This window comes from Anaerovorax sp. IOR16 (genome assembly GCF_017168145.1).
Taxonomy (GTDB): domain Bacteria; phylum Bacillota; class Clostridia; order Peptostreptococcales; family Anaerovoracaceae; genus IOR16.
Genome location: NZ_JADQTL010000003.1, coordinates 1 through 16,733, shown reverse-complemented (window position 1 = coordinate 16,733; position 16,733 = coordinate 1). Strand labels below are relative to the sequence as shown.

Below are 16,733 nucleotides of genomic sequence, written 5' to 3'. Positions count from 1 at the left end.
TTCAATTTATTTTGTTAAACCTAAAATTTGTCTTGCTTCTGCTGGAGTTGCAATTTCTCTTCCTAAAATCTTAGCAAGTTTAACTGCCTTTTCTACCATTTCTCCGTTGCTCTTTGCAAGAACGCCTTTTTCTAAGTAAAGGTTATCTTCAAATCCAACTCTTACGTGTCCGCCCATAGAAATGGTTGCAGCTGCAATGTGCCAAGCATTCTTTCCAAGTCCAGTAGCAGTCCAAGTAGCACCAGCAGGAAGGCTTCCTACCATGAATACTAAGTCTCTTAATGTAGCAGTCATCTGTACACCAAGTACAAAGTCAAAGTGAAGCGGGTGTACTAAAAGACCTTTCTTGTCTGCTTTTAAAGCAATGTCAATCATACCCTTATCAAATACTTCAAGTTCTGGCTTAATGCCTCTTTCCTTCATGATCTTAGCAAAATTAAAGATTGTATTGTCTGTATTTACGAAAACTTCATCTCCGCCAAAGTTACAAGTACCGCAATCTAAAGTTGCAAATTCTGGAGTTGGAACGATATCTGTGGATTCCAATCTTTCCAAATCAGTCATACCAACTGCACCACCGGTAGAAGGCTGAATGATTGCATCCGGACACTCTTTACGAATTGCATCCACTGCTTCTTGGAATCTTTCCTTGCTCTGAGTCGGAGTACCATCATCCCATCTTACGTGAAGATGAATAACTGCTGCACCTGCATCATAAGCGGATTTTGCTTCTCTTACGATTTCTTCAATTGTGTAAGGGACTGCAGGATTCTGCTCTTTTGTTACTTCTGCGCCACAAATTGCAGCACTGATAATTAGTTTTTCCATGTTTTTTTGCTCCTTTGTATGTATATGTTATTATTAAATATATCAAGCGCTCAGAATGGTTAGTATTCATGAGTTAGCCCGACAATCACGTTGGCGATGCGTTCTGCATCATGACGAATATAGCCTAACTTAATATCTGTAAAATCATTCTCAATCAATCTTATTTCTTTTTCATTAAGATAAACCTTATCCGTTTTGGTAGGAAGAATCTGTCTTGAACCATCTTTTATATATGGTTTTAATTTTTCCTCTTCAATCTGTTTATTATTAGCAATGACGTATTCAATAACCTCTCGGCCTATGTATTCATTAGATTTTTTTACATGGTCAGAAACCGTATAGCCATCGGTTTCACCTGGTTGTGTCATAACATTACAGATTAATATCTTTCGTGCTGGGGATTGCTGTATTGCTTCACCAATGCCACCCACTAAAAAGTTTACTATGATGCTGCTATAAAGACTACCCGGCCCCAGAACGATGACATCCGCTTCTAGTATAGCATGAATTGCCGCTTTTGTGGCAATCGTTCGAGTAGGTTTCAAGAAAACACGGCGAATCCCACTTTTTTCAGAAATTACTCTTTCAGGTATGCGTGATTCACCGCAAATAACATCGCCATTTTGCAATTCAGCGCAAAGAGTTACATCTTGCGTAGTGACTGGAAGCACTCTCCCCCGTACCCGAAGGATCTCACTTGCCTTTGCAACTGCAGTTTCAAAATTACCGTAAATACCATTTAATGCAGCGATCAATAAATTCCCAAAATTTTGTCCTGCATAGCGGCCTTCACTGAAACGATATTTTAAAAGCTCCTGCATGGTTCCTTCCTCATCAGCCATCGCTAAGATGCAACTTCGAATATCTCCTGGTGACAACATTCCTAAGTCTTCTCTTAAAATCCCCGATCCTCCGCCGTCATCAGCTACCGTAACCACAGCGGTTAGATTTTCCGTTACTTTCTTCATTCCACGAAGAATAACCGAAAGTCCGGTTCCTCCGTCAATAACGGTAATCCTGGGTCCGTTGCCTTTTTGACAATAGTAATCGGTTCCCATTTTATTTAAAATCCCTTCCATATATACCCTCTGTCTATTTTTCTATAAATCTCGATGAATCAAAATAATTCGCTTTTCATCCTCCGTGAACAATCTTGAGAATTCATTTGCCATCGTTACGGAACGATGCTGACCTCCGGTACATCCAAAAGCAAGAACTAAATGTGACTTTCCTTCTTTCTTATATAACGGTATCAGATAATTGGTCAAATTATAAATCTCTTTGATAAATTTATGGCTTTCTGGAAACTTTAATACATAATCCTGCACTTTTTTGCTGTTACCTGTAAGATTTTTCATACTGGCAAGATAAAATGGATTCGGAAGAAAACGCACATCAAATACCCAATCTGCATCAAGCGGAATCCCATGCTTGTACCCAAATGACATAATTGTAATGGTAAATCCGTCCGAAGCTTCTTCTGACAGCAACAAACGCTTGATCTCTTCACTTAACTTTGCCGTTTTCATATTTGAAGTATCTAAAATATAATCTGCTTCTTTTCGAATCTCCTTCAAACTTTCTCTTTCTTTTTTAATTCCCTCTGCGATAGCGCCGGCAGGTGAAAGAGGATGGTTGCGTCTTGTTTCTTTATATCGGCGAATTAACACTTCATCCGATGCCTCTAAAAACATAACTTTTATCGGCATATCTTGATTTTTTAAATCCATAAGACTGTTTTTAAAATTCTCAAAGAATTCTCTGCTTCGAATATCAACAACAAAAGCCGCTTTATCAATCTTCATTTTATCCTGAACCGCTAAGTTAATAAATTCCTTAATCAAAATTGGCGGCATATTATCAATGCAATAATATCCCAAATCTTCCATGCAATGTACTGCTTGGCTCTTTCCTGCACCGGATAATCCTGTTACAATGATTGCTTCCATAACGCACCTCCTTTCTTCTTTCATGCTTCTAAACGCTCTAAATTAACAATTCGATCCAAATCCAAACCAGCTTCCATAGCCCTTTGCAAACCACCCTCATAACCACCAACTCGTTGCGCTACATGGGCGTCACTGCTCAAAATAAACTGCACATCCTCTTTCGCTGCGATGCGAATGGATTCTACCGTCAAATCCTTATGCCAGTTGCTGATTTCCATCCAAGTACCACATCCCGCACAAGCTTTTGCAATTTCTGCGATATCAAACTCACCCTTATCTCCAGGATGAGTCAATACCTTTATCGGATTTTCATACAATGCTTTTATGGTCATTTCTGTATTCCAACGTTTTGCAAATTTTGCACGGATGCCACTGTGCTCCCTAATAAAATTTACACTATGCAGCAAACCGGCACGCAAAGGTTTTTCTCCAAAAATGCCATAGTGATAGCCTGCCAATATATAATCATATTCCTGCGCCAGTACGTCCAAGCGTCCGCTCGGATTCATAATATTAGCCTCAATTCCTAATAAAATTTCAATCTGCGGATATTTCTTTCGCAATCGCTCAATCTCATCCCGCATAACGGGAACCGCACTTCTTTTTATACCATAACTGACATGACCTGGTCCGTGGTCTGAAATACCAATGGTTTTTAAACCTTTTTGCAAAGCCACTAATACATTATCCTCAATGGAACCTTTTCCATGTGAAAAAGTTGTATGTGTATGAAGATCAAATTTTAAACGGTAAGATTGCATCTCACCCTGTTCTGCATAATGCATCTGCATTATACATCTCCTTTCTTATATGATCCGTACTTCCGGATTTAACATAACTCCACTCTTATCATAGACAGTCTGTTGAACCAGCTTCATTAAATCAATAATATCCTTTGCAGTAGCTCCACCTTCATTTACAATAAAACCTGCATGAAGCGGAGAGACTCTTGCACCGCCAACACTTAATCCCTTTAAACCGGCTTCCTCAATAAGTCTTCCTGCAAAGTGTCCTTGCGGTCGCTTGAAAAAACTGCCTGCACTTGGCAAAGAAACAGGCTGTTTTTCATTACGTTTTGCATTCAGTTCCTTCATTCTTTCCTTAATTTCCTCTTGGTTACCAGACTGTAAGTATAATTTGACACCTATAATAATCTCTCCGGTTTCCTGAAAAATGCTTTTTCGATAGCCAAAATTTATTGAATCCACCTTACGGTCTTTCATCATTCCATTTCGTTGTATGGAAGCGGTACTGATAACAACATCCTTCATTTCGCCGCCATAAGCGCCTGCATTCATATAGATAGCTCCACCCAGGCTTCCCGGAATTCCTGAAGCAAATTCAAGTCCGGTAAGAGAGTGTTCCATCGCCTTCTTGGAAACGGTAGATAACAAAATTCCAGGTTCTGCGAAAATCACATTTCCTTCAATACGAATTCGATCGATTCCTTCACCGACACGAACGACAACACCGTTATAGCCTTCATCACGAAATAATGTATTACTCCCATTTCCCATCACAACAAATGGACATTTTTCTTTATTTAAAGTCTCCACCGTCGAAAACAGTTCGAACAAATTTGCCGGTTCTACCAGTAAAGCAGCATTCCCTCCAGTACGAAATGAGGTATACTCACGCATCGGTGCATCAAAATGCAAACCGCTTTCTTCTATATAGGGAAGAAGCTTATTATAAATTTCTTTTTGATTCAAAATGATATCCTCCATGCAATAAAATTCTTTACTCATTATATTCGACTTTTTGAATAAAGTAAACCATTCCGTAGTAAAGTAAAGTGTTGGCTGAAAAAATCCATGATTTTATTTTAAAGGGTTTTGTGAATATTTATTTGTATTTATGAATAAATATTAAAATTTCTCTTGATTTTTGTTTTTGGCAGTACTATACTAAATAACATATATTTTGGATAATACTAGATTAAGGAGAATAAATGCCATGATAAAAGAAAAAATTATACTCGCTTATTCCGGTGGATTGGATACATCGGTTATTGTAACCTGGCTAAAGGAAAAATATGATTATGATGTGATCGCAGTGTGTATTGATGCCGGACAAAAAGAAGATTTTAAAGCAATTGAAAAGAAAGCTTACGCAACAGGCGCATCGAAAGCTTATGTTATTGATGTGAAAAAAGAATTCATTGAAGATTTCATTTGGCCGGTATTAAAAGCTGGTGCCATTTATGAAGGGGATTATTTATTGGGTACCTCTATGGCACGTCCCTTGATGGCTCAAAAACTGGTAGAGATTGCAGAAAAAGAAGGTGCTCATCTGATTGCACATGGATGCACTGGAAAAGGCAATGATCAAGTTCGTTTTGAATCTTCCATTAAAGCATTAAACCCTTCTATTAAAATCATCGCACCTTGGCGTATTTGGGATTTAAAATCAAGAAAGGATTGTCTGCTTTATGCAAAAGAACATGACATCCCTGTAGCACAAAGTGTAACAAAAATCTACAGCCGCGACGAGAACATATGGCATATCAGTCACGAAGGCGGCAATCTTGAAAACCCATGGAACGAACATCTAGATGATATGCTTATTTTAAGTGTACCACCTGAAAAAGCACCGGACACTCCGCTTTATGTTGAAATCGACTTTGAAAAGGGAATTCCGACTGGAATCAACGGAACAAAAATGGATTCGGTAGAGCTTCTTACATATCTAAACAAAGTTGGCGGAGAAAATGCCATCGGCTGTATTGATATTGTAGAAAATCGTCTTGTAGGTATGAAATCCAGAGGTGTATACGAAACACCGGGCGGAACGATTCTTTTCCAAGCACACCATGCATTGGAAAAGTTAATCTTAGATCGTGACACCATGGCTTATAAAAACATCGTGGCTCAAAAATATTCCGAATTAATTTATGATGGACGTTGGTTCACACCATTAAGAGAAGCCATTGACGCTTTTGTCAATGTAACGCAGGCACAAACAACTGGTACTGTACGTATGAAGCTATACAAAGGAAATTGTACGGCAGTTGGTTCTAAATCATCGTATTCTCTTTATAGCGAAGAATTTGCAACATTCAGTGCCGATGAAGTGTATGATCAAAAAGATGCAGAAGGCTTTATCAATCTCTTTGCATTGCCATTAAAAATTCGTGCCATCCAAAAGGAACAGCACGAAGGCATCAAAGGCGATAAAGCACTTGGAAAAAAAGTCATTCGCGGCGGTGAATTTGTAGAATAAAACATCAACGATAAGATGATGTCAATTGAAGCATAACCTCCAATTGATTATAAACTCCACGTTCTACCACTTGATAAAAAGACTCTGGATTTTCTGTTTTTAAATAATGATACATAGCATCATTATATTGTGATTCACTAATATCAAGTGAAATAGGAGGAAATCCATGCTGTATCAAATAATATAAGAGGGCCATTCTCGCCATAATTGCAGAATGAGCGCCAAACGGATAAATTTCAATGATTTTATTATGCAGATAGGTTGCTTTTCGTATTGGATTGGTTGCATCTTCTTCACTCAGCCAATCAAACAAAAGCTCCATCTGCTCTTCTATTTCTTTAAAATGAGGTGGATTATACTGCAATTCAATCAATACCGGATTATTGGTACGATAAACTTCAGTATGCTCCGGAAAAAGCACCTGGTAAATCTGCAGCAATACTTTCTCACTCAATTCATTCTTCATATCTACTAAGACAGAAATAAGTTTTATCGCTTCAATATAATTACGAATGCAACTGTGTTCCATCAGATTTACGCTCACAACAAATTCACCCTTCATAATTTTGGTGACATTTTGCTTTGTAATCGCACTGCCATCCAAACGCAGGGAAGAATAAATCCAGTCATGAAAACTCACTTCCTCCATATACGCTTTTATTTCCGGTGGAAATGGCTTTCTGTTTTCTAAAATAAGAATCTTTTTCTTTATTTCTCGATACATAGGCACACCCCATTAAAATTGATTTTAGTATACCCTTCTTCTCGTATTCACGCAAGAAAAAAATACCATTAATAAAAAATAATCAGAATTTGCTTTTCTGCAATCGCCTACCGCTTCATTCTTTCATATGATATAATTAACACTAAAATCAGAATCCTTTGTGCCAAATACTATATTTATAGACAGGAGGAATGTCAATGCAACAATTCCACATCTTATATATTGACTATTTACAGGACATTAATCTAATATCCGTTACAATTCGTCTGATTCTTGCCATCCTATTAGGTGGAATGATTGGATTGGAACGAGGTTCCAACAAGCATCAGGCCGGTTTTCGTACTCATATGCTTGTCTGCATGGGCGCGGCGCTTGCCATGCTTACCAATCAATTCATCTATGAAACCATGTCCAATATTTCTGATCCAGCCAGACTGGGAGCACAAGTCATCAGCGGTATTGGTTTTTTAGGAGTGGGAACTATATTAGTTACAGGACGACATAAAATCAAAGGCTTAACGACTGCAGCAGGACTTTGGGCCTCTGCTTGTACAGGACTTGCTATTGGAATCGGTTTTTACTCAGGAGCAATTATCGCCGGAATTTTAATTTTTATCGTTTTAGCCTTTCTTCCAGGCATTGAACTTTATTTTTATAACCGATCAAGAATGATTGATCTTTATGTGGAAACGGACTCTATAAAAAGAGTGGCTCCTATGCTTAAATTTATTCGCAGCCTTGAAGTTAATATACTGGAAACACACGTAAGCCGTTCCGAACCCATCGCTCAAAACGGAGTGGGCGTGCATCTTTCTATTAAGTTATCAAAAAACGCAAATCGCGAAAATTTACTCGAAAAGATTAGTAATCTTGAAGGAATTCATCTTCTTGAAGAGATATAGCTAATGAAAGATTTCTTAACCAAAGAGATCTGAAACATAAAAGAAGCATAACAGAAGGAAATAGACCCGTAAAGGAGGGAACCCGATTGAACGATCAAGCCATTAAATCATTATTAGGCTTTCTTTTAGAAAATAAAGCCTGCATCATTCAATACCTTGACTACTTTGAGCCATCGGATCTGAGAAAGGGAATTCTATCCATTCCCGAATCACTGGTGAACGATAAATGCAAAGAACTGATTCTTCCAAAGCTTGCACCAAATATAAAGGATTATAAGATTTCCTTTTCCAGTGATTTTATATTTTTAGATTTGAATTTAAATATTAAGCAACTTGGTCCATTTAAAGCAATGTATTTGTTAAGTGTAGAAGATTGTCTCTTCGAACCTCGCTCGCATCGAATTTCTTTTTCTTACCGTGAAGACATCCGACCGCAAGGAAATCCAATGCAATCCATGATGCTCAAAACCTTCTTGCTGAATCAAGGTACATTGCTGCAAAAAGCCGTGGGATTATCTAAGTCCAATGCAATCAGAGTAACACGCACTCACGTTTCTGTCGATTTGGATCAAATCCCGATTTTTTCTGCTTCATTTTTTGATAAACTAAGCATCAAATACCTACAATCACAAGATGGTAAATTTACCTGTAACTTCACGTTTCTAGAGTAAAGGGAGTTTATGACAATGATACCATGGGATAAAATTTTTGAAACAAAAATACCTCTTATTGATAATCAGCACAAACGTTTCCTTTTAAAGGCAAACCTCTTCTATGTTAAATGTAAGGTGAATACATCCTTTCAAGAATGCGAAGAAGATCTCTCTTATCTCGAGAAGCTTCTTCTTTCGCATTTTTCAGAAGAGGAAGCACTTCAAAAGGAATTGGAATATCCACAATTTCATCATCACCAAGCTTCTCACGATCGATTGCGAAGTATTACAAGAGAGGTAGGCTCTCATCTGCGTGCTTCCTCATTTTCCAATGAATCCTTACAAGAATTTTATCACTGTGTAGAAACCTTTGTAAAAGATCATTTGGTTTATGATGATATGAAATTTGCAAGGTATTACCAAGAAAAAACAAAGATTGGTAGTTCGTGAATGATAAGGGTTGTGCGTTTACATTGCCTTACTTTGTACTAAACGATCTGCTAATTCGACGGCGGTAACTGCATCTTCAGAATAGTAACTGTCAATGCCTTTTGCATAGTCCTGTGAAAGCGGAGCGCCTCCAACCATTACAAATAAATCATCATACAAGTTTTCTTTCTTAAGTGCTGTCACTGTTTCATTCATAGTAGTCATAGTTGTTGTAAGCATAGCGGACATGGCAACAATATCAGGTTTATGTTCCTTTACTGCCTCCACGATCTGCTGAACTCCTATATCTACTCCCAAGTCAATCACTTCATATCCTGCCCCTTGAAGAAGCATTACACAAAGTTTTTTCCCTATATCATGTAAGTCTCCTAATACTGTACAGAAAATAATTTTACCTGAGTTTGAAACATCAGATTCATTTAAATGCGGCTTTAATACTTCCATGCCGGCATCCATAGCTTTTGCTGACATAAGAACTTCCGGTACAAATAATTCGCCTTCTTTAAATAAGTCTCCAACAATGTTCATTCCCGCAACAAGTCCCTTATTCAAAATATCCTGAGGGTTTTCTTCATCTTCAAGTGCTTCTTCTACTAATTCTAAAACATCATCCAGTTCACCCTCGCCCACAGCTTCTATTATTTTTTTAAATATCTTACTCATACTTAAATTCCTCCTAATTATTTGATGCCGTATTCTACTTCAGCATCTTCAATAATCTTACGAATGACTTCCGCTGCCTTTGAATCTAAAGGCTCAGGCTTATAATTTTCTAATATTTCAATTGCTTTTTCATAAGCTTTTTCTGTTATATCTTTGCTTCCATCCGCCAACCAAGCTTCTCTGTTTTTTCGATTTATCAGTTTAGAATGCGATTGAATTGACTTATAATTACCGCTTGTATGAGGATGTGAAACAAATTCACCGGTACCTACTTCTTTTATGACATCTAATGCCAATGTCTCTGCATTTACATTAAATCCATTCATCGTATGTAATACCATCTTGAAAATTTCTGCATCAATAATCAACTGTGCCAAATCGAATGTCATACCCAGCTCTAACATGCCTGCACCGTAAATTAAGTTGGCGCCACCCTGAGCAGCCATCATTGCGGTTAAGGTCTTTTCGTGAGCAGCCTGAGCATCCGGAACTTTACTGTCTGCCTACCCACCCGCTACAAAGCTTGGAAGCAAGTAGTATTGCGATAACTGTGCAACTGCATTGCTAATCATAGCCAATTCCGGAGCACCTACCGGAGTTGTTAAGTGTCTCATATCCATAATTGTAGTAGAACTTGCATATAAAACAGGAGCTCCCTTACAAGCTAGCTGGCTTAATACCACTGCAGATAAGACTTCCGCATTATGCGTTACCAAAGTTCCCGCTAACGTTACCGGAGCGGTCGCACCAGACAGTGCCATTGAAATTATATTGCTTGGGATACCATGCTTCGCACCTTCAATAATTACATCCGAAGCGGTAGGATTCAGCTGAAGCGGACTTGTAGGACATACATTAAACGTTATAATTGGACGTTCCTTTAACTTATCTTTGCCCCCGACAATCGCTGCTGCCATATCAATGATTTTTAATGCATTTGTCTCACCATCCGGACCAATAAAGATATGCTTTGAAGTGTTATGGCACATAACCTCCATATTATGTAAAGCCTGAACATGACCGTGCTGATCCTGTGATGCTACTGATCGGTAAGCAATCGGAAGAACATTTAAAGCATCTGCCACTAAAGTATTTCTTCCCAAATCTGCTTTCGTCGATCTTCGATATTCCCTCGTATATGGATCGATTACGTTTACACCTTCACCAAAGTTAATAAACGCTACCTTTCTCTGCTTTATCACATAGTCATTTTTAGGATTTCTTCCTGCAAGTAAAATAACAGATGGGGCTGACTTAATAGATTCTTCAACGATATAGGCAGGAATCTTAACCGTCTCACCATGGATATAACATCCATTTGCTTCAAATAGATCTCTGGCTTTTTTACTTTCAACCTTAATGCCAATTTGAGATAGAACCTCTAAACTTCCTGCATGAATTGCATACAACTGTTCTTCTGTCAACTTATTGCTGCTTACATGCGCTGAATTGATAGTGTCTAATATATTTGCACTATCTTTACCTTTTTTACTCATTGTAACCTCCTTTTTTGTTATTTCCCTAAAACCATTTAACTTAATACGTATTTAAACGGTGATGTTAAATCAATTTATATCACTCGCATATTTCATGCCAAATACAATAAAAAAAAGTAATTATCAAAAATTCTGAGCAAATGCCCTTCTTTAGGGGCAAAGAGGCTTTCGCCCAATGCCTTTTTCCCACAGCTTTAGCTGTAATAGAAAAACGGACAGCCAAATAAGCTTTGTGAATATATGTGCACTTTCTTTTTTATCTATTAGGAGAATCTAACTACTAAATAAAAAAAGAGTACAAAAACTGTCATTGGATTAACAGTTTTTGTACTCATCGGTACACAAAAGTTGTTCATTTTATTTTTATTTAGAAATACCAAATTTCTTTATTTTCTTATATAAAGTATTTCTTGATATATCTAATTTTCTCGCTACCATACTTAAATTGCCCTCATATTCCTTTATAAGGTTTTGTATTTCTTCTTTTTCAGAACCTTCCTTCACTTTATGGGACATTTGTAATGATGTCTCTCTCAATTTATCTATTTCTTTATTGATAATCTGATCGGTATTAATAACCATAGGGAAAAATTCTTCAATCTCAACCCCTGTCATGTACATCATTCTTTCCACAATGTTTTGAAGCTCTCTAACATTTCCGGGCCAGTCATACTCGTAAAATCGCAAAAGCTGATTATCATTAAATGTATAATGTCGGTTAAACATCTTTCTCCCATATCTTTTAATAAAAGCCCCTACAAGTAGAAATATATCATCTTTTCTTTCTCTCAGCGGAGGGATACGAAGATTCACCACATTCAATCTATAATATAAATCTCGTCGAAACCTGCCGCTTTTCACTTCTTCCAGCAAATTTCGGTTCGTTGCACAAATAAGTCGAATATCAATCGGTATAACCTTGTCGCCTCCTACACGGGTAACTGTTTTTGTTTCCAAGACTCTTAGTAGAGCAACCTGCTGTGCAAAAGGCATCTCTCCTATTTCATCCAAAAACAATGTACCACCCGAAGCCAGCTCAAACTTACCGGGTTTGCCGCCTTTTGCAGCCCCAGTAAAAGCTCCCTCAACATATCCAAAAAATTCACTTCCTACCAATTCAGCCGGTATAGCACCGCAGTTTACGGCAACAAACGGACCATTCGCTCTTTGACTTTCATTATGTATGGCTTGAGCAAACAATTCCTTTCCCGTACCACTTTCCCCTTCAATTAATATTGCTGCATTTCCTTTTGCCACAGATTTTGCATAATTAATTAAGATTTTCATCTTAGGTGTCAAAGTTAATATATCGGAAAACTTATATATGGCATATAAATTAGATTCTACCTTTCGAATACTGGCATTTTTCAAATTATTTATGTTAGTTTTTGGTCCCAGCTTTAATATAATTTGATTTGCCTTCTCCAGTTCTTTTGTTTTTTCCTCTAGTCTTTTCTTCCATTTTGTAATATCTACACCGATTTCTCTGAATTCCGTTCTGCAACCGTTTTCATCAAAATACGCTCTGCCTACATACTGAATCCAAATAATTTTACCATCGTATCGTTTGGCCCGTCCTTCAATTCTGTAATTGGGTTCTTCCGGCGTTACAACCTCTTCCATATTACATATTGACCGATCTTCCGGTAATATATAATCGAAACAACTGGTACCCACCACAGATCCCTGAGAAATCCCATGGCAGTCACAAAATGCCTTATTTGCATACTTAATAATGCCATTCGCATCCTCTATTAACACCATTTCAACCATATCATCTAATACTTCTGCATAAGTATCCATACGAATCCCCCTTACACTTTTAAAGTATTGAACCAAATTAGTTGATACTATGTTACCATGTATTACGATGGTACTCAACGTTGATGTTTGATAAAATAATGCTTTTTTTGTCGTATTAATCTTTTATAAGGATGGCTAACTGTGCAAGGTCGGTTCCTTTTTCTTTAAAACGATCAATCTGTCTTTGGATAAATCGATTATTATGAACCATATTTCGAGAACAATTGACCACTGCTTGCACAAAATCCTCGTCCGTACTGTCTGTGTCAATGAGTCCTTTTAAGACTGACTTTAATAACAAATACAAAGCGGCAAATCCTACATAATTATCCCAAATACTTTGATCTTGAAAAAGAAAAGGTTGCCCTGTAGTAAAAAACCATGTCACCATAATGTTTTCTAAAATATATTTCCTCCCATTTAAGAATTGATCAAAGTGTCGTTTTGCTCTATTATAATATTCTAAGTCACAATTATATTGTATAGCTTGCCCCTCTAATACACTTTCTGCTGTAATACCAAGCTTTCTATATATTTTCTCTAGAGTATTTTGATCTTTCCTATGAAAAAAGAAATCAAATAATAAAGAAGCTGAACTTATCGATTGTAAATTGGAGTTCCCTTTTATATTTTTCCATAGCGCCTTAATTTCGTCCGAATCTAATGTTTCCAGCATATGATCCACATAGGTAGGAATCTCTGCTTCTCTTTTTTGCTGCTCCAAATCATCGATGTGTTTCAGAAAAATACCTAAAACTAAAATACGATCATCTAAAGATAAACTACGACATTGCAACGTAGCTACTGCCAGCATTTTTATGTCAAACGCATAATTATAAATTGGACGTTTTTTTGCTTTTTCTTTTCTTAAATCTTGATGAAATAATTTTTCTGTTATCTCTACATTTTCTTCTGAAACATATGCGATGCCATCCTTCTTATCCAATAAAAATTTGACTACCTCCTCGCATGCTAAGCTAAGATGCTGCTCCACAACATCACCAGTCATTGCATGATAGCGCGGAAAATTGCGACAAACCTCTGATAATGCTTCGGGTCCACATTCCAATTGCAAAAGACATAACCCCTCTTTACTATGAAATGGACATTTCTTATCCTTATACAACTTTATTTTCCCGTACTGTAATAAACTTGTACTTTTTCGTTCTCTGGACAAAGCAACCTCACGAATTTTACCCAGCTCTAAGGATAACTTTCGCTTCTTTAATTCACTATATTCCTTTTTTGTTAAATGAATATTCCAATCTTTACAGCAAGTATTTTTACAATTTGATCCGATACAAAAATACTTATCATAATAATCCGGTTTTATGATATTTGCTTTCATTTTTTATCCTCACTTCTTTAAAAAAAGGGCAGGTTATCCTGCCCTTTTTATGAAACTTTTAAATAAAACTCGTTTTATAAAAGCAAACCTTTGCTTTCTTACTGCAATAACTGCAATACGCCCTGCGGAAGCTGATTTGCCTGTGCAAGCATCGCCTGTGCTGCCTGAGTCAAGATGTTATTCTTTGTAAATTCCATCATTTCCTTAGCCATATCCACGTCTCTCACACGGCTTTCAGCAGCAGTCATATTTTCCTGCGTTACACCTAAGTTGTTAATAGTGTGTTCCAAGCGGTTCTGAATTGCACCAAGGTCACCTCTTGTAGCTGATACAGAGTTGATTGCATCCTTGATTTTTTCAATAGCTTCACCAGCTCCATTCTGATTTGAAATATTAATATTATTAATTTCAAGCGATCTGGTATCCATCGCACCTACGGATACGGTTACCTTCTGGAAATCGTCATTGGTATCACCTACCTGTAAAGATAAGCCGGTGCCACCTGCACCTGCAGAAGATTTACCTGCTAAGCCTAAAAGACTTGCTGCAATCCCTTCTACACCATCTTCTGTTTTCTCGCCGAAGCTAAAGGTTACTCCTTCAACATCACCTTCATATTTTACATTAAATCCTCCATTTTTATCCACACTTACCGTGAAGTCCGTTTTTGTAAGCGCTTCCTCTGTACCTCCAGTACCCATTGCCGTATTATATGCATCTACTGTATTCTGGATTGCAGTTTGTAAGCTAGCTGCTACAGTAGCAGTACTATCAGTACCTCTCGTTCCTGCTACACCAGTTACCTCTAGTGTTGTACCATTAATCGTCATGGTGAAAGCATCCCCTGCCACCACAGTATTCGCAAAGTCCTTACCAGCTTCCACTACCGCTCCGGTTCCCGGTGTTGCAGAGAATAATAGAGTACCTAATGACTTAGCTGCATCTGCCTGAGCCAAACTGCTTCCAGTCCAACCGATTGATGAAGTTGAACCTTCGTTGTTACTCTGCAAGGTTAATTTATGTGTTGTAGTATCAGCAGTTACGGTTACACTACCACTCAAACCTTGCTCTTTCATTTGGGCATTAAATAAGTCTGTTAGCTTAGCTGCAATGTCCTTTTCTTGATCTGCAGTTAGTCCAGCATTATCTTTATCTAAATTAGTAAATAATGTCTTTGCATCACCTTTTGACCAATCAATGGTTAGAGTCTGACCATCTACGGTAAAAGTATCAGTTGCTGGCATTGCCGCACTTAAATCAGTATTAATCGCTGTAGCGCCTTCCATTTCTGCTGCAGTAAATGTAGAAACATTTCGACCAGTTAATTCTATACCGGAAGATTTGGTAGCACCACCAGCCAAGGAACCATCTAACAATTTGATTCCGTTGAAATTTGTGGACTCTGCAATACGGTCTACTTCGGATTTCAGGGATTCAATTTCCTTCTGCAAGTTTGCGCGGTCAGTCGTGTCATCATATGTACCGTTGGAAGATTGAGTTGCCAATTCTACCATACGATTCAGCATAGAGTGTACTTCTGTCAAAGCACCTTCTGCAGTTTGGACTAAAGAAATACCATCGTTTGCATTCTTCTGAGCAGTTTCCAAACCTTTGATCTGCGCTCTCATCTTTTCGGAAATTGCCAAGCCTGCAGCGTCGTCGCCAGCACGGTTGATTCTAAAACCGGAAGATAACTTTTCAAGGTTCTTGCCTACAGCAGCATTGTTTCCGCCTAACTGTCTGTAAGAGTTTAAAGCCGCAATATTGTGTTGAATTCTCATAATTGTTCCTCCTTAAATCATTTCAGGGGATTCCTTTCCCCCAGATTCATACATTCTATATTTCATCCCTCAGGCTAAGGGCCCTTTCGCCTTCGGGTTGAAAACTTTTTCTCTATGTCTTATATATCGTGCAAATATTTGGATACTTAATAGTTATTTTGATTCTTTTTGGATTTTTTTGATAAAAAAAATCAGCCTGTTTTTACAGACTGATTCAGACTGTAGACAAAATACCTTGCTAAATTTATATTCTTATAATTTCTGCAAGGTATTTTCTATTTTTTCTATAAAGCTTTTAAAAAAAGAAAAAATAAAAGGATATCTCTATGCCATTTGATTCCTTCTTTCAGATTTATGAATCCATGTTGCTAGTTTTTTTAGATTCATGGACGCAAAAAGAAGATTCAGTTCCATTTCTATCTTCTGAATCCCTCGATATTGTGTATAACGCATATTATGTTTTTCTTTTGCATCGGCAAAGACTCGCTCAATGGTTTGACTCCGTAGTTTGTAAAGATCTCGATACTTTGGAGTATGACGAATGTCCTCACATTGCTCTATGTAGTTTTCCCATATATGACGTGTGACTACTTTTACATGGTCTTTACTTGCTGTGCATTCTGATAAGGAAGGGCAACTCTTGCAAATTTCTCCTTTACTCTTATATTCCCGATACCCTTCTCTATTTGTTGTAGTATAGTTTAACACTTGGTTTTCTGGGCATACAAAGCAATCATAGTATTCATCATAAGCATATTCGTGTTTTTTAAAATAACCATTTTTTGTCATAGGTCGTTTGTATGGTAGGATAGGAATTCGTTTATCTTTGAGTATTTCTCTAGCAATTGCAGGTGTTTTATATCCGGAATCCATTACAATATTTTTTACACCTTTATATCTTTTTACTTTTTCAT

The 16,733-nt window shown here is 37.4% G+C and carries 14 protein-coding genes and 2 pseudogenes; 4 read left to right on the top strand and 12 right to left on the bottom strand.

What is annotated here, in order from left to right:
- Positions 1-6: 6 nt before the first annotated feature.
- The 5 genes from I2490_RS01295 to murB are packed head-to-tail and all read right to left on the bottom strand — an operon-like array spanning position 7 to position 4,489.
- A complete protein-coding gene (locus tag I2490_RS01295) occupies positions 7-828 on the bottom strand; it encodes a 3-keto-5-aminohexanoate cleavage protein (RefSeq protein WP_206457982.1) in 822 nt (273 codons plus the stop codon).
- 59 nt (positions 829-887) lie between these two features.
- Positions 888-1,907 carry a gluconeogenesis factor YvcK family protein gene (locus tag I2490_RS01290; protein ID WP_206457981.1) on the bottom strand — a complete coding sequence of 340 codons (1,020 nt, stop codon included), beginning with the start codon at positions 1,905-1,907 and terminating at the stop codon, positions 888-890.
- A gap of 21 nt (positions 1,908-1,928) precedes the next feature.
- Positions 1,929-2,777: an RNase adapter RapZ gene (rapZ, locus tag I2490_RS01285; RefSeq protein WP_206457980.1), complete on the bottom strand. Its 849-nt coding sequence runs from the start codon at positions 2,775-2,777 to the stop codon at positions 1,929-1,931.
- A 20-nt stretch (positions 2,778-2,797) separates the two neighbouring features.
- Entirely contained in the window at positions 2,798-3,568 is a 771-nt protein-coding gene (locus I2490_RS01280) for a PHP domain-containing protein (protein WP_206457979.1), read from the bottom strand.
- Between the two features lie 15 nt (positions 3,569-3,583).
- Complete coding sequence (gene murB / locus I2490_RS01275) at positions 3,584-4,489, bottom strand: UDP-N-acetylmuramate dehydrogenase (RefSeq protein ID WP_245157042.1); 906 nt, start codon at positions 4,487-4,489, stop codon at positions 3,584-3,586.
- A gap of 247 nt (positions 4,490-4,736) precedes the next feature.
- Here murB and I2490_RS01270 point away from each other — a divergent pair, with 247 nt between their 5' ends.
- Entirely contained in the window at positions 4,737-5,999 is a 1,263-nt protein-coding gene (locus I2490_RS01270; protein ID WP_334300390.1) for an argininosuccinate synthase, read from the top strand.
- 4 nt (positions 6,000-6,003) lie between these two features.
- On the opposite strand, the gene I2490_RS01265 is transcribed toward I2490_RS01270, so the two are convergent.
- Positions 6,004-6,723, bottom strand: a complete 720-nt coding sequence (locus I2490_RS01265) for a Fic family protein (RefSeq protein WP_206457977.1) — start codon at positions 6,721-6,723, stop codon at positions 6,004-6,006.
- A gap of 197 nt (positions 6,724-6,920) precedes the next feature.
- Here I2490_RS01265 and I2490_RS01260 point away from each other — a divergent pair, with 197 nt between their 5' ends.
- The 3 genes from I2490_RS01260 to I2490_RS01250 all read left to right on the top strand — a co-directional run bounded on the left by I2490_RS01260 (position 6,921) and on the right by I2490_RS01250 (position 8,728).
- On the top strand, positions 6,921-7,625 hold the full coding sequence (locus I2490_RS01260) for an MgtC/SapB family protein (RefSeq protein WP_206457976.1): 705 nt from the start codon (positions 6,921-6,923) through the stop codon (positions 7,623-7,625).
- Between the two features lie 86 nt (positions 7,626-7,711).
- Positions 7,712-8,296: a hypothetical protein gene (locus I2490_RS01255; protein ID WP_206457975.1), complete on the top strand. Its 585-nt coding sequence runs from the start codon at positions 7,712-7,714 to the stop codon at positions 8,294-8,296.
- A gap of 15 nt (positions 8,297-8,311) precedes the next feature.
- Positions 8,312-8,728, top strand: a complete 417-nt coding sequence (locus I2490_RS01250) for a bacteriohemerythrin (RefSeq protein ID WP_206457974.1) — start codon at positions 8,312-8,314, stop codon at positions 8,726-8,728.
- A gap of 18 nt (positions 8,729-8,746) precedes the next feature.
- Here I2490_RS01250 and I2490_RS01245 read toward each other — a convergent pair whose 3' ends face one another.
- From I2490_RS01245 to I2490_RS01215, 6 genes and pseudogenes are all read right to left on the bottom strand, one after another.
- Positions 8,747-9,391 (bottom strand): B12-binding domain-containing protein, encoded by a 645-nt coding sequence (locus I2490_RS01245; protein ID WP_206457973.1) that lies wholly within the window; start codon positions 9,389-9,391, stop codon positions 8,747-8,749.
- A gap of 17 nt (positions 9,392-9,408) precedes the next feature.
- Positions 9,409-10,887: pseudogene (mttB, locus tag I2490_RS01235) on the bottom strand ([trimethylamine--corrinoid protein] Co-methyltransferase).
- 363 nt (positions 10,888-11,250) lie between these two features.
- Positions 11,251-12,690 carry a sigma-54 interaction domain-containing protein gene (locus I2490_RS01230; protein WP_206457971.1) on the bottom strand — a complete coding sequence of 480 codons (1,440 nt, stop codon included), beginning with the start codon at positions 12,688-12,690 and terminating at the stop codon, positions 11,251-11,253.
- Between the two features lie 115 nt (positions 12,691-12,805).
- Complete coding sequence (gene fliB / locus I2490_RS01225; RefSeq protein WP_206457970.1) at positions 12,806-14,038, bottom strand: flagellin lysine-N-methylase; 1,233 nt, start codon at positions 14,036-14,038, stop codon at positions 12,806-12,808.
- A 98-nt stretch (positions 14,039-14,136) separates the two neighbouring features.
- Positions 14,137-15,819 carry a flagellin N-terminal helical domain-containing protein gene (locus I2490_RS01220; protein ID WP_206457969.1) on the bottom strand — a complete coding sequence of 561 codons (1,683 nt, stop codon included), beginning with the start codon at positions 15,817-15,819 and terminating at the stop codon, positions 14,137-14,139.
- Positions 15,820-16,185: 366 nt separating this feature from the next.
- A pseudogene (locus I2490_RS01215) lies at positions 16,186-16,733 on the bottom strand (transposase); the annotation flags it as partial.